A 14,164-nucleotide genomic window follows, 5' to 3' on the forward strand; every position below is an offset into this window, starting at 1 on the left:
GCTGAGGGGGGGCTGTGAGCCGGTGAGCTATGGTAGACCCGGCGCCCGCGGACGGGCAACCCGCGGGTGCCGGCCTCGATCACGATTTCGGCTCGGCGACTTCCGTGCCCCACGCCGAGAATGCATCGCGTGTTTCCTTGACGACCTCAAGTCCCTCGGTCGCGCGCCCCATCAGCTTGCGGCTGAACTCACCGGCGAGCTTGCTACTTTCGGCCGCCCATTTCTGCGGGTCCTTCAGTTCCCCGAGCAATGCCATCTGGCGCGTGCTCACATCGAGACAGTCCTGGGCTATGGACAAGCTGTAACGCGTGCACTTTTCAGCCGACTGTGCGGCGATTTCGCTCCAGCGCATCATCGGAGCCAGGGCAGCGCGGTTGATTTCCATCCATTGGTCGTACAGCTGCGTGTTCATGGTAGATCTCCTCATGCTTCGTCGATCGTGCCCAACTTGGGTGGTGCAGTGCAGCATAAAATCCTTGGCGGTGCGTGTCAACAGGCAATTGAAGTCGAGCGAACAAGCTCCGTTACGCCACGCCATGGCGTGCTATCGTCGGGATCATTAAAGGGGTAGAAAGTTAAAACGTGCGAAAAAGCAATTGGATAAAATGGCCTCAATCCGCTGTAGCGGATGACGGAGTCGGGCGGCAGTCACGGTCGTTGACGTCCCGAACTACTGCTATTGCATCGCACCACCGCCGTGCGTATAGTCGCGCCTCATCAGGGTGCGGGACACACGACTTACAGAGGAGCGGCCATGAGCGATTCATCATCTTCCACGAGCGGTCCGTGGGCCGATGCGTGGATGCAAATGCAGCGGCACTACTGGGACGCCTGGAGCGATCTGACGAAGCGCGCGGCCGACAGCGGTGCACCGAAAAAGGCCGCTCCGGACGCAACATCCTGGACGCAGGGCCTGGACTACTGGTCGAAAATGATTGCCCCGGTCATTCCTTCCGAATCGCGCGCCTGGGTCGACAAGATTCTCGAGATGAACCAGAGCTATGCGCGGATGGGCGAGTTGCTCTGGCAGGCGGTCTCGGCCGGCCCCGATACGGGGCAAAACCTGACGTCCTGGTGGGAAGGAGTCACCCGGGCCGTGCAGGAGATGCAGAAAAAGGCTTCGTCGGCGGCTCCGGCGGCTGGTAACGAGTCCTGGAACGGTTTCGCCACGCTGTGGGGTTTACCTCTCGACCACTGGAGTCGGGTCACGTCGGCCTGTTCCCTGTTCCCCGGAGACATGAGCAAAGCCTTGCATGATCTGAATGCGGCGCGCCGGAGCGATGCGCTGCCGGATTTCCTGTCGGGTTGGCTGTCGACGCCGACCTTGGGCTACACGCGCGAATCCCAGGAAGAAGTGCAGCGGCTCGGCCAATGCCTGCTCGACTACCAAAAGGCGATGCAGGACTATTCGGGGGTGCTGTCCGGAGTGGTGGCCCGGGCCGCCGAGCTGTTGCGGGAAAAGGCGACCGAACGCGTTGGCCAGGGCGATGCCTTCGAGAGCGTCCGGGAGTGTTACAACCTGTGGGTCGACTGCGGCGAAGAAGCCTACGCCGAGATCTGTGCATCCGACGCCTTCACCCGGTCTCAGGCCGCCATGACGAATGCGCTGATGGCGCTGAAACGCCAGGAGCAGTCGATGATCGACGAGGCGCTCAGTGCCCTGAACATGCCGACCCGTCGGGAATTGGACACGAGCCACCGCCGCGTCCACCAACTGCAGCGCCGCGTCTGGAAACTCGAGGAGGCGCTGAACGCCTCCGGCATCGCTGAACTGCGGGCGGAAATGGAAGCACTGCGGACCGAACTCGCGGCAGTGCGGTCCACCGCGCCGGCACCTGCCAGCACGCGGCGGGCAGCGAAAGCCAAGGACGAGACCTAATCCCCCCGGAGTCAGGAGAGCGACATGTTACGTCCCGACCAGATTGTTCAGGAACTCACGGAGTTCAACCGCAAAGTGGCGGCCGGGATCGGCGCCCTCGGACAAATCGGCGACATCGACGTCGGTGCCAGCGAGAAGGATCCCGTGTATCAGGAAGACAAGGTGATCCTGTACCGTTTCCGGTCGCGCACTGCGGATCCGGCCAAGGTGCCGTTGCTGATTGTCTATGCGCTGGTCAACCGGCCCTACATGGCGGATCTGCAGGAGGACCGGTCCATGATTCGCGGGTTGCTTGACCAGGGCCTCGATGTATACCTGATCGACTGGGGTTATCCCGACGGTGCCGACCGCTACCTCGATCTTGACGATTACCTCAACGGGTATCTGCGCCGTTGCGTCGACTTCATCTGCCGCGAACACAAGCTCCCGAGTCTCAACCTGCTGGGTATTTGCCAGGGAGGGACTTTCAGTCTGTGCTTTTCCGCCATGCACCCGGATAAGGTCCTGAACCTTGTCACGATGGTGACACCAGTCGATTTCCACACGCCCGACAATGTGTTGGGCAGGTGGGTACGGGACCTGGATGTCGACCTGATGGTCGACACGCTCGGGAACGTGCCCGGCGAACTGCTGAACTGGAGTTTCCTTTCTCTGAAGCCGTTTCGCCTCACCGGCCAGAAATACATCGACATGGCGGACATCTTCGAGGACCCGGTTAAGCTGAAGAACTTTCTGCGGATGGAAAAGTGGATCTTCGACAGTCCCGATCAGGCCGGCGAAGCCTATCGCCAGTTCATCACCTGGTTCTACCAGGAGAACCGGCTCGTCGCAGGCGGGCTGCGAATCGGCGACCATGCCGTCGACCTGCGCCGGATCACGATGCCCCTGTTCAATGTCTACGCGACGGAGGACCACCTCGTGCCACCGGCGGCGTCGATCGCGCTCGAGCAGCATGTGGGCACCAAGGACTACACCACGATGGCGTTCAAGGGCGGCCACATCGGTATCTACGTCAGCGGTCGCGCCCAGAAGGACATTCCGCGCGGTGTGGCTGATTGGCTTAAAGCGCGGATGCCTTGAGCCGCTCCGGTTCCGGCCCAGGGATGTCAGGGCTGGGTTGAGCGCCGCGCAGTGCGGCGCGGATACGAGATCGTCGAGTCTGAAGCTTGTTCCTTTGCTCGGTTGGCATTAGGATAATCATTATCATTTGGTGCTGAACGAGAAGGGTGCTCGCGACGTGTCGCGCGCCCGTGGAGACATATTGATGACCCTGCGTGATCTCGCCGCTGGTGAACTGGGCCGGGTTCTGGGTTTTGCCCCCGGCAGTCGGGCGTATCGGGCGCGGCTGCTCGCCATGGGGCTCACGCCCGGAACGGATTTCGCGGTCGTGCGCTTTGCACCACTGGGCGATCCGGTCGAGATCCGCGTTCGCGGCTTCGCCCTCAGTCTGCGCCGAAACGAAGCCAGCGTGTTGCTGGTCGAGAGGCGCGCCGCATGAGCAAGCGGGTCATCGGCCTGGTCGGTAATCCGAACTGCGGCAAGACCACCCTCTTCAACCTGCTGACCGGCTCGCGCCAGCGCGTCGGTAACTGGCCGGGCGTCACCGTCGACCGTAAGGAGGGCCAGTATCGCGACGGCGACCTCGAGGTCTCCGTGGTCGATTTGCCGGGGATCTACTCGCTGGACGTTCTGCAGGAGGAGAGCGCCCTGGACGAAAAGGTCGCTCGCGACTACATCCTGTCCGGCCAGGCGCAGCTCTTCATCAACATCATCGATGCGTCCAATCTGGAGCGCAATCTTTATCTGACCACCCAATTGCTCGAGATGCAGGTCCCGCTGCTGATCGTGCTGAACATGATGGACGTCGCGAACGACCTTGGCATCGAAATCGATGCCAATGCACTGTCGCGGCGTCTCGGTTGTCCGGTCGTGCCCGTCGTCGCCGTACGCGGCAAGGCACTGGAGACTCTCCGGGAACGCATCCGCAGGCTACTCGAACAGACTCGGATTGCCACCACGCGCGTGGCCTATGCACCCGTGATCGAGGCCGCAGTCGACGAACTGGTCTCGATACAGGGAGTGGTGGTGCATGAGGGACGCCGGCTCGACACGCGCTGGCTGTCGCTGAAGTTGCTTGAAGGGGACGTACCGAGTGTGCGGCTGGCAAGCCCCGCCGCCGTGAGGCTGTTGCCCGAACTGCTGGCGCGAATCGAGCATGACACCGGCGAAGAGGCCGACATTCTGATTGCCGACAGCCGTTACGGCTTCATCAATGCGATCAGCCAGAATGTCGTGCGCCGCACGACGCGTCTGCGGCGCAGCATTTCGGACCGTATCGATCAGTTGGTGCTGAACCGCCTGCTCGGCATACCCATCTTCCTGGGCATGATGTACCTGATGTTCATGTTCACGATCAACGTCGGGGGCATCTTCGTCGACTTTTTCGATCAACTCGGGGCCCTGCTGTTCGTCGATGGGCTGGCGGCAGTGCTGGAGCGGCTGCACAGCCCGGAGTGGTTGTCGACGCTAATGGCGAACGGGGTCGGTGGCGGTTTGCAGATCATCGCGACATTCATCCCGATCATTGGCTGCCTGTATCTCTTCCTTTCCTTCCTGGAAGATTCCGGCTACATGGCACGGGCGGCCTTTGTTATGGATCGACTGATGCATTTCATCGGGCTTCCCGGCAAGTCGTTCGTACCGCTGCTGGTCGGTTTTGGCTGCAACGTGCCGGCCATCATGGCGACCCGGACCCTGGACAGCGAGCGCGACCGGTTCCTCACGGTGGCGATGAACCCCTTCATGTCCTGTGGTGCCCGGTTGTCCGTGTATGCCCTGTTCGTCGCAGCGTTCTACCCCAGCGGCGGGCACGATGTCGTTTTCGCCCTGTACCTGGTGGGTATCGCCGTCGCCATTCTGACGGGCTATGTCCTTAAAACGACGCTGTTGGGGGGCGAAGCGACGCCCTTCATCATGGAATTGCCGCCCTACCATCTGCCTACCGCGAAAAGCGTTCTGCTGCGGACCTGGGATCGTCTCAAGAGCTTCATGTTTGGAGCGGGGAAAGCGATCATCGGGGTAGTGGTCATATTGAGTTTCCTGAACAATCTGGGGCGAGATGGATCCTTCGGACACGAAAATTCCCAGGATTCGATCCTCAGCGACATAGGACGCGCCATCACTCCGGTGTTCTCGCCCATGGGCATCACACCGGACAACTGGCCCGCCACGGTGGGTATTTTCACCGGGATTTTCGCCAAAGAGGCCGTCGTCGGCACACTGAATGCACTCTATACGCAGGTAGCGGCCAATGAATCGGGAGCGGGGTCGGCCCTTGAGGCGAAACCTTTCGATTTTCTGGAGGGCCTCAAGTCGGCCACGGCGACCATCCCCGAGAATGCATGGGAGGCACTCGGGACCTACGCCGACCCGTTCAAGCTACGCACAGTCGGCGATACCGATGCCCTGGCGGAGGAGGGTGCCAGCGACGTCAGTCTCGGGGCCATGGTCTCGCGTTTCGACGGGGGGGTCGGGGCTTTCGCCTATCTCCTGTTCGTCCTGCTTTACATACCCTGCGTCGCGGCGACGGCTGCGATTTATCGCGAAACGCACTGGCGCTGGGCCGCCTTCGTCGTCGCCTGGACAACGGGCATTGCCTATGCGGTGGCCACGATGTACTACCAGGCGGCCACTTTCACCCGCCACCCGGCGTCCTCCCTGATGTGGATTGGCGGGCTGACCGCGCTGTTCGTCGTGGTGGTCGTGTTGCTGTGGACCGTGGGGCGGCGGGGGGAGACCCTGGGCCCTCCGGTGCCGATGAAATCCTGATAGCGAGAGACGCGTCATGTTGCTGGTTGATCTTCGTGACTACATCGCTGAGCGCGGTCGTGTTTCGATGCGCGACCTGGCGCTGCATTTCGAGGTCGAGCCCGAAGCGGTGCGGGGCATGCTGGCGCACTGGATTCGCAAGGGCAAGGTGAGCCGCGACGCGGCGTGTCCGCCCTGTGGTTCCGGCTGCTGCAACTGCGCCACCGATCTCACCGAATTCTATCTGTGGAACGGAGCCTGACGACGGCTAGGCTCAGTCGGCCGTCGGCTGCGCTGATTCGACCGATGGTGCTTCCCCGGGACCAGTAGCCACCTCTCGCAACAACCGTCGCTTGATGGCGACGACGCGCTGTGGGTAGTCCGACGGAAAAGTCCAATAGGGAAATCCCTGGCCCGTGCGGCTCTGGTTCAGGCCGCGCGCGTCGGGCGGGATGTGGAACAGGAACTTTAGCAACACATCGCTGCTGACCCAGGGGTGGTCGTACCAGAATGCGTGAGAGCGCCGTGGCATACCCGGGATGGCCTCGGGCTTGACGTTGATCAGGTCGAAGCTCAAGCGTGCGGCGGCGTCGATCAACCAGTGAGACTCCGCCTCCGATAATTCCGAGGGGTCGGGATTGCCGAGTCTGGAGCCGCCGTGCAGCCACTTGGACAGGCCCAGCGCGGCGTCGTCGAGGTTGGCGGAGACTGTGACCCGCCGGGTAGCGTCCAGATACTGCGGCAGTTCGGCAATAAACGTTCGCAGCGCGATGTCGGGCGCTGCGAGATACACTTCGCCCAGCCGCAGTGGGGATTGCGGGCGCCCGCGTCGGGACGGTCGGTGCAACGCCGCCAGGCCTGGACTGACGATTTGCGCGCCGGCGCTGTAGGCCAGCACGTTGATGTGTTCCGCGGCCGTGTGCGCCGCCAGCAATTCGTACAAGCGCGCGAAGACTGGAACTGATGCGCGTGCGTTGCGGACGTCGGTAAAGTACCTCAGCCCGCTGCCGGCCGACGGCCAGATGAAGGCCAGAACGACCGCGCTGCCGCCGGTGAAGTGGCGGAACTGCGCGGCCTGTGCGCTGGCCAGTTCGACCGTGGAATTGGAGCCGTGCACGTAGATCGTCAGATCCTTGTTGCGACTTGTCGCCAAGGCGGCGTCGATCGCTGCGAGGAAGCGACGGGTGTCCGGTTGCAGGCCCCCTGTGCCCTCATCTTCTCTGACGACCGCGAGTTCCTCCAGCGACTCAAGTTGCAATCTCGGGCGCGTCGTGCGGGAAGGCGTCACTGACACGCGATACAAGTCATCCCAGGTTTGTTCCATCGGACCGATTCGCACCGCGGCATGCCCAACATACAGGCTCATGCCTGGCAAAATCGTGTGGACCCGGGCCCCGCGGGGTCCGACCGGTAAACGATTGGTTGCGTAGAAGACACTCACGCGATTCGACTTTTCCTCGGCACGGGCCGTCGCGAACGGGCTCAGTTCGCCAGAGGCGAATACCGCCGGGACCGGCATCAAGCGGGGCGCGGGTTGGCAGCCGGCGAGCAGGCTGGCCATCAGCACCATGGATCGCAGGGTGAGGATGCGGAAGTCGGGCATCAAGGCGCGAAATAGCAGTGACGAAGCCGGGTCGACGAAAAGCCAGCGAGGCCTTCGCCGACGCGAAGTGGTTGACGGCCCATTTTAGGCCAACTCGCCAGTGAGCACCTTCTCGGAGCGCGAGGGGGTGCTGTCCCGACCCGAGACAACGAAGAACAGTCCGCCGCGCTACCTCGACGGCAGCCGCTGCCTGGTTCCCGGCCAGCCTTCGTCATCGCCCTCGTCTGCATTGAAGCGGTAGCAAGGGATACGGTAGCCTTGCTGCAGTGCCCTGGTCACTCCCGTTGCGTTATTCCCTCATTGCCCATTTCAACTCGCCTCTTCCGTCTCCCAACGCCTCGCACGTACTCATGACCGATACCTACATCCACCCCAGGCCAAGGCTGCCGTTCTGGCTGCGTTGCCTGATCGCTCCGCTCGAATGGTCGATCGCGCTGATAATCCTGTTCGAGGAGTGGGGCTGGGAGCCGATGCAGCGACTGATGGTCCGCTTGGCGCGCTTGCCGGCGATGGCGGCGCTGGAGCGCCGCATCGCCTCGCTGCCGCCAGGCGGAGCGCTCGTGGCCTTCGCCCTGCCGACTCTGCTGATGCTGCCGGTGAACGTCTTCGGGGTCTGGCTCGTAGGGCAGGGACAGGCCCTGGCCGGACCTCTCGTCATCATTGCCGCGAAACTCATCAGCACGACGCTGATCGCGCGAGTATTCACGCTGACCCGTCCGGTGCTGATGGAGCTCCGCTGGTTTGCGCACTTCTACGCTGGCTGGAAGCGATGGGAAGCGGCCCTCGTAGAGCCCGTTCGCGCTTCCTGGTTGTGGCGGACCGGGCGTGAACTCCGGGGCCGTTGGCGCGCCTGGCGCGCCGCGCGTGCCCCTGCTGCCGGGGATGCACGTCGTGGGTGAGGTGGAGGTCTCACGGCCAATCTGTTACGACGGTCAGCGATGAGGGGCCGGGTCGCCGCATCAGTTCGCTACGCGCTGGCGAGCGTGGTGCTTGTGGCGGCAACGCTGCTGGGGGCACGCATCTATGACGCGCAGCGGGGGCCGCCGCTCGAACTGTGGCATCGGTTTGTCCCGCACGAAGGGAACGCCGAGCAGCTCGACCAGACGGATTGGGCCGGGTATCTGGCCCAGGAAGCGTCGCTGTTCGACGAGGTGCAGCACGAGGTGACGGAGCGCTTGCCGGCCGAAGATCGCGTTCCCGTTAACCGCTATTTCGCGGGCAGTCCGGTTTACCCGGGGCGCTTCCCGTCGAACTGGAATCGGTCTTACATACTGGAGCCCGACGGGCCGCCCATCGGCGCCGCAGTCTTTCTGCATGGCCTGACGGATTCGCCCTACAGCCTGCGACACATCGCGCGGCGCTATCGGAAGCTGGGGTATGTGGCGGTAGCGATCCGGCTGCCCGGGCACGGGACCGTGCCCGCAGCGCTGACAGAGGTCGATTGGCAAACCTGGCTGGCCGCGACGCGGTTGGCGGTACGGGAGGCATCCCGGCGCATCGCGCCCGGAGCGCCGCTGCATCTGATCGGTTTCTCGAACGGCGGGGCGCTGGCAATGAAGTACGCGCTCGATGCCCTCGGTGACGCGCGATTCACGCGTCCGTCGCGCGTGGTGCTGATCTCGCCGATGATCGGCCTGACCCGTTTTGCGCGTTTCGCCGGGCTCGCCGGCCTGCCCGCGATGCTACCGTCCTTCGCCGAAGCGGCCTGGCTCAGTGTGCTGCCGGAGTTCAATCCGTTCAAGTACAACTCGTTTCCGGTCAACGCGGCACGGCAGGCCCACTTGTTGACCCAGGCGCTGCAGCAGCGGGTCGCAGACTACGCAGGCGATGGCCGGCTGGCGCAACTGCCGCCGGTATTGACCTTCCAGTCCGTGATGGACTACACGGTTACGACTCGCGCTGTCTTGTCGGCACTGTACGATCATCTTCCGGCCAACGGCAGCGAACTGGTCCTGTTCGATCTGAACCGGGGCGCAGAGCTCAGTCTGTTGCTATCGCCCGAGGCCGAGACGAAATTGGGGCGGATCCTGCCGCCGCCCCCGCGGCCGTATCGCCTCACCGTGGTAACCAACGCCAGGCCGGATGCCTCGGCCATGGTCGAGCAATCGACCCAGGCCGCCCAGATGACGGAACTGACCCGGCCCCTGGACATCCCCTATCCCTCCGAACTGTACTCGCTTTCCCATGTGGCACTGCCCTTTCCGCCGGATGACAGCCTGTACGGCCGTCGACCCGATCCGCACGAGGATTTCGGCATCCACCTCGGTACACTGGCGCCGCGCGGCGAGCGTGGAGCGTTGGTAGTCGGCCTGGATGCGCTGCTGCGCGCGACCTGTAATCCCTTCTTCGACTACATGGCCGCACGCATCGAGGAGGGTATCCCGCAGCCGACGCCGGCCGCGGCCGTCGGTCCTTAGGAAAGCTTCGGATTGACGCAGAGCTTTCCGCGATGCAGGGACGGCTCGCCCGGACCCCAGGTTGTCAACGTTCGACCCGCTGCGGTGAGGCGAAACCGCGTTCTGTCTCACCCGCTCTGAATAAAACCAGGATGGGTTTTGTTCAGAGTTTCCCTCGGAAACAAACACGCGGTGCCCCACCGGAGTCGGAGTGTCCGCTGGCGCGCCGATCCCCGGGTGCGAACCGGGAGACGGCAGCTGTGCTAATTTACGCGCCTCGCGCAATGACCCAGATCTGACCCGATGACCGATATCGTCCCCTTCGAGCGAATGCCGGTGAAGGATTTCACCGAAAAGGCCTACCTCGACTACTCCATGTACGTGATTCTCGATCGGGCGCTGCCGGCGCTGGCCGATGGCCTGAAACCGGTGCAGCGGCGGATCGTCTATGCAATGTCCGAGCTCGCCCTGGGCCCGCAGAGCAAGCCTAAGAAGTCGGCCCGCACGGTGGGCGACGTGCTCGGCAAGTACCACCCACATGGCGACATGGCGTGTTACGAAGCGATGGTGCTGATGGCCCAGCCGTTCTCATATCGCTACCCGCTGATCGACGGCCAAGGCAACTGGGGTTCCCCCGATGACCCGAAGTCATTTGCGGCGATGCGCTACACCGAGGCGCGGCTCACGGCTTATGCGCAGACGCTGCTCGCGGAACTGGAGCAGGGCACGGTGGATTGGGTGCCGAATTTCGACGGAACGCTGGAAGAGCCGTCGCTGCTTCCGGCGCGCCTGCCCAATCTGCTGTTGAACGGAACCTCCGGCATTGCCGTCGGCATGGCAACCGACATCCCTCCGCACAATCTTCGCGAGGTGGTCGCGGCCTGTATCCACTTGCTGGATCATCCGCAAACCGGTGTCGAAGCCCTTTGCGAACTGATCAAGGCGCCGGACTTTCCGACCGAAGCCGAGATCATCACGCCGCGGGCCGACATCGTGCGCATGTATCAGACCGGGAACGGCTCGATCCGGCTGCGCGCCCGCTATGAAGCGGAGGACGGCAACATCGTCGTAACGGCGCTGCCCTACCAGGTTTCGGGCGCGAAGGTTCTGGAGCAGATCGCCGCGCAGATGCAGGCCAAAAAACTGCCCATGATCGAGGATCTCCGGGACGAGTCCGATCACGAGAACCCGACCCGGTTGGTGATCATGCCGAAATCGCGGCGCGTCGAGGTGGATCAGGTCATGTCGCATCTGTTCGCGACCACCGATCTGGAGCGGAGTTACCGGGTCAACCTGAACGTGATCGGGCTGAACGGCAAGCCGCAGGTGAAGAATCTGCAGGAGATCCTGGCCGAATGGCTTCAGTATCGCACTACGACCGTAAGGCGCCGGCTGCAGCATCGCCTCGACAAGGTTCTTGCGCGGTTGCACGTCCTCGAAGGCTTGTTGATCGCCTTCCTGAACATCGACGAGGTCATCGCGATCATCCGCCACGAGGACGAGCCCAAACCGGCGCTGATGAGGCGTTTCCGCCTCACCGATATCCAGGCGGAGGCGATCCTTGAACTGAAGCTGCGCCATCTGGCAAAACTGGAGGAGATGAAGATTCGCGGCGAGCAGGCGGATCTGGAAGCGGAGCGGCAGAAGCTGGAGGCGACGCTGGGTTCGCAGCAAAGGCTGAACACGCTCATCAAGAAGGAGTTGACCGAAGATGCGGCGAAGCATGGCGACGCGCGACGTTCGCCGATCGTCGTGCGCAAGGCGGCTCAGGCGATCGACGCGACGGCCTTGGTCGGCAATGACCCGGTTGCGATTATCCTTTCTCAGAAGGGCTGGGTGCGTGCGGCCAAGGGCCACGACGTCGACCCGACAACGCTGACCTACCGCTCGGGGGACGGCTTTCTGGCAGTGGCGCTAGGGCGGTCGAACCAGCCGGCGTATTTTCTCGACTCCACCGGACGCAGTTACAGCCTGCCGGTGCATGATCTGCCCTCGGCCCGGAGCCAGGGCGAGCCCCTGACCGCCAAGCTGAACCCACCCGCAGGGGCGCAGTTCAGGACTGTCATGGCCGGCGGCGAGGACGACTGGCTGATGATGGCGACCGACAGCGGTTATGGTTTCCTGGTGCAGCGGGGTGAACTGAATGCCAAGAATCGGGGCGGCAAGGCCCTCCTGACCGTGCCGGAAGGCAGTCAGGTACTCGTGCCGGTGCGTGTTTCCGACCCCGAGCGGGACTGGATTGCCGTCGCTTCGCTGCAGGGCCGGTTGCTCCTGTTTCCGGCTGCAGACATTCCCAAGCTGAACAAGGGCAAGGGCAACAAACTGATCGAGATCAAGCCGGCGGATCTCGCGACGCGCGAGGACCATATCGTCGCGCTCGCCAGCGTCGCGCCCGATTCGGCCCTGAAAGCCCAGGCAGGCAAACGCGGCCTGACTCTGCAGGTGGCGGACCTCGAACACTACCGCGGCCCGCGCGGACGGCGTGGCAACCATTTGCCCCGGGGATTTCAGCGGGTCGAGTCCCTGGAGGAAGTTCCGAGGGGTCTGCCGCGCTAGAGCGCCGGTTGCCCCTGAGGCGGCCGCCGGTGGGTGTCGACCGCACCGGCTCTTGCGGCGCGGATGTAAAACTTTTGTAGCCTGGTAAGCCGGGGTGTGGACGGTGGCAGGTCGAGTCGCTATGCTCCCGGTCTGATTATTATCGAAAACGGCATTTCCCCTCTACATTGGCAACCGTTCTTAAGACCACGGATGACGAGGCGGTTCCTTCCGCACCGATCGTTCCTGCGAATAGTTACGACCGCTTCGCCGAGTTGCTGGTCCAGCGCGGGAAAATTCGCGATACGGACCTGGCGCGCGCGCGTCGTCTTGCCGCGCAGGCCGATGATATGCGGCTGCCTGCCCTGCTGGTCAAGCTGGGCGTGGCATCGGAACGCGATGTGGCCGAGGCACTGGCCGAGATCAGCGGACTGCCACTGGTTGCCCCGGCCGACTATCCCGAAGCGTCACCGTTGCCGGACACGGTGCCGATACGGTTCCTCAAGGAAAATCATGTCATTGGGCTAGCCTACGGTGACGACCGCGCACTGTTTGCCGTCACCGACCCTTTCGACGAACCGCTATTCCATGCCTTGGACCTGGCCTTCGAGCCACCGGTGCGTGTGTCGGTCGGAATCGCGGCGGAGATCGATCGGGCATTGGAAACCCAGATCGGCACGGGCAAGAGTGCGATGGGGCAGATCGTGGCCGATCTCGCCGGAGATGGTGACATCGACGAGGCCGATGTCGAGCATCTGAAGGATCTCGCGAGCGAAGCCCCGGTGATCCGGATGGTCAACCTCATCATGCAGCGGGCGGTAGAGTCGCGTGCCTCGGACATCCACGTCGAGCCCTTTGAAGAGCGGCTAAAGGTGCGCTACCGCATCGATGGGGTCATGCGGGAAGTCGAGGCGCCCCCGGTCCGTTCGACGGCGGCGGTGATCTCGCGCATCAAGATCATGGCCAAGCTGAACATCGCCGAGCGGCGTCTGCCGCAGGACGGGCGCATCAAGCTCCAGGTGCAGGGCAAGGAACTGGATCTGCGCGTATCGACCGTACCGACGATGTACGGCGAAAGTGTCGTGATTCGCTTGCTGCACAAGGAGAGCATCGTCTTCGATTTCTCCTCGCTGGGCTTTCAGGGCGCAGCGCTCGACAGTTTTCTCAATGTGCTGGCATTGCCGCACGGCATCATCCTGATTACGGGTCCGACCGGCAGCGGCAAGAGTACGAGCCTGTATACGGCGCTGCACAAGATCAACACGCCGGAACGCAAGATCATCACGGTTGAGGATCCAGTCGAATACCAGCTGGAAGGCGTCAACCAGATCCAGGTCAAGCCGCAGATCGGCCTGAACTTCGCCAGCGCGCTGCGCGCGATCGTGCGACAGGATCCGGACGTCATCATGATCGGTGAGATGCGCGACCTCGAAACGGCGCGAATCGCCGTGCAATCGGCACTGACCGGTCACTTGGTCTTGTCGACGCTGCACACCAACGACGCTGCGGGCGGGGTGACCCGGTTGCTGGATATGGGCCTCGAGGACTATCTGATTGCGTCGACCGTCAATGGCATCCTGGCGCAGCGCCTGGTCAGGCGGTTGTGCCAGGACTGTCGCCAACCGTATCCGGTCCTGCCGGAAGTCGCGCATGAACTACGCCTTCGCACATGGCAGCCGGATGGCGATCTGGTGCTGTACCACGCCGGCGGGTGTGAGCGTTGCGAAAACTCGGGATATCGCGGCCGGCTGGCGATCGTCGAATTCCTGGTCATGAGCGATGACTTGCGTCGCCTGGTCATGAGCCATGCGCAAGCCCGCCAGATCGAGGAGCGGGCTATCCAGGAAGGGATGCGGACGATGTACGACGATGGCATACGCAAAGCGCTGGCGGGTTTGACTACGGTGGAGGAAATCCTCCGAGTTACGTCGAGCGACTGATCCC

At 63.1% G+C, this 14,164-nt stretch carries 11 protein-coding genes; 9 read left to right on the top strand and 2 right to left on the bottom strand.

Translation table 11 applies throughout. The features are described 5' to 3' along the window. Positions 1-79: 79 nt before the first annotated feature. The gene (locus BWR02_RS03730; protein ID WP_162559998.1) at positions 80-412 is read right to left on the bottom strand and encodes a phasin family protein; all 333 of its coding nucleotides are present in this window, start codon (positions 410-412) and stop codon (positions 80-82) included. Positions 413-754: 342 nt separating this feature from the next. Between BWR02_RS03730 and phaE the strand changes: the two genes are divergently transcribed. The 5 genes from phaE to BWR02_RS03755 all read left to right on the top strand — a co-directional run bounded on the left by phaE (position 755) and on the right by BWR02_RS03755 (position 5,948). Further along, positions 755-1,879, top strand: a complete 1,125-nt coding sequence (gene phaE, locus BWR02_RS03735) for a class III poly(R)-hydroxyalkanoic acid synthase subunit PhaE (protein ID WP_139556406.1) — start codon at positions 755-757, stop codon at positions 1,877-1,879. A 24-nt stretch (positions 1,880-1,903) separates the two neighbouring features. Next, positions 1,904-2,959 carry a class III poly(R)-hydroxyalkanoic acid synthase subunit PhaC gene (gene phaC, locus BWR02_RS03740; RefSeq protein WP_139556407.1) on the top strand — a complete coding sequence of 352 codons (1,056 nt, stop codon included), beginning with the start codon at positions 1,904-1,906 and terminating at the stop codon, positions 2,957-2,959. Positions 2,960-3,143: 184 nt separating this feature from the next. Then, on the top strand, positions 3,144-3,377 hold the full coding sequence (locus BWR02_RS03745) for a FeoA family protein (protein ID WP_139556408.1): 234 nt from the start codon (positions 3,144-3,146) through the stop codon (positions 3,375-3,377). Further along, a complete protein-coding gene (gene feoB / locus BWR02_RS03750) occupies positions 3,374-5,707 on the top strand; it encodes a Fe(2+) transporter permease subunit FeoB (protein ID WP_139556409.1) in 2,334 nt (777 codons plus the stop codon). The genes BWR02_RS03745 and feoB overlap by 4 nt, the downstream gene beginning before the upstream one ends. 16 nt (positions 5,708-5,723) lie before the next feature. Next, on the top strand, positions 5,724-5,948 hold the full coding sequence (locus tag BWR02_RS03755; protein WP_201276126.1) for a FeoC-like transcriptional regulator: 225 nt from the start codon (positions 5,724-5,726) through the stop codon (positions 5,946-5,948). Positions 5,949-5,960: 12 nt separating this feature from the next. Here BWR02_RS03755 and BWR02_RS03760 read toward each other — a convergent pair whose 3' ends face one another. Further along, positions 5,961-7,289 (bottom strand): alpha/beta hydrolase, encoded by a 1,329-nt coding sequence (locus BWR02_RS03760; protein WP_139556410.1) that lies wholly within the window; start codon positions 7,287-7,289, stop codon positions 5,961-5,963. A gap of 350 nt (positions 7,290-7,639) precedes the next feature. On the opposite strand from BWR02_RS03760, the gene BWR02_RS03765 reads away from it, so the two are divergent. From BWR02_RS03765 to gspE, 4 genes are all read left to right on the top strand, one after another. Beyond that, positions 7,640-8,188, top strand: a complete 549-nt coding sequence (locus BWR02_RS03765) for a hypothetical protein (RefSeq protein ID WP_201276127.1) — start codon at positions 7,640-7,642, stop codon at positions 8,186-8,188. Positions 8,189-8,227: 39 nt separating this feature from the next. Then, entirely contained in the window at positions 8,228-9,706 is a 1,479-nt protein-coding gene (locus BWR02_RS03770) for an alpha/beta hydrolase (RefSeq protein ID WP_139556411.1), read from the top strand. A gap of 282 nt (positions 9,707-9,988) precedes the next feature. Further along, positions 9,989-12,241 carry a DNA topoisomerase IV subunit A gene (gene parC / locus BWR02_RS03775; protein ID WP_139556412.1) on the top strand — a complete coding sequence of 751 codons (2,253 nt, stop codon included), beginning with the start codon at positions 9,989-9,991 and terminating at the stop codon, positions 12,239-12,241. A 218-nt stretch (positions 12,242-12,459) separates the two neighbouring features. Then, positions 12,460-14,160 carry a type II secretion system ATPase GspE gene (gspE, locus tag BWR02_RS03780; protein ID WP_407941049.1) on the top strand — a complete coding sequence of 567 codons (1,701 nt, stop codon included), beginning with the start codon at positions 12,460-12,462 and terminating at the stop codon, positions 14,158-14,160. The last annotated feature ends 4 nt before the right edge of the window (positions 14,161-14,164 follow it).

This window comes from Methylotetracoccus oryzae (assembly GCF_006175985.1).
GTDB lineage: Bacteria > Pseudomonadota > Gammaproteobacteria > Methylococcales > Methylococcaceae > Methylotetracoccus > Methylotetracoccus oryzae.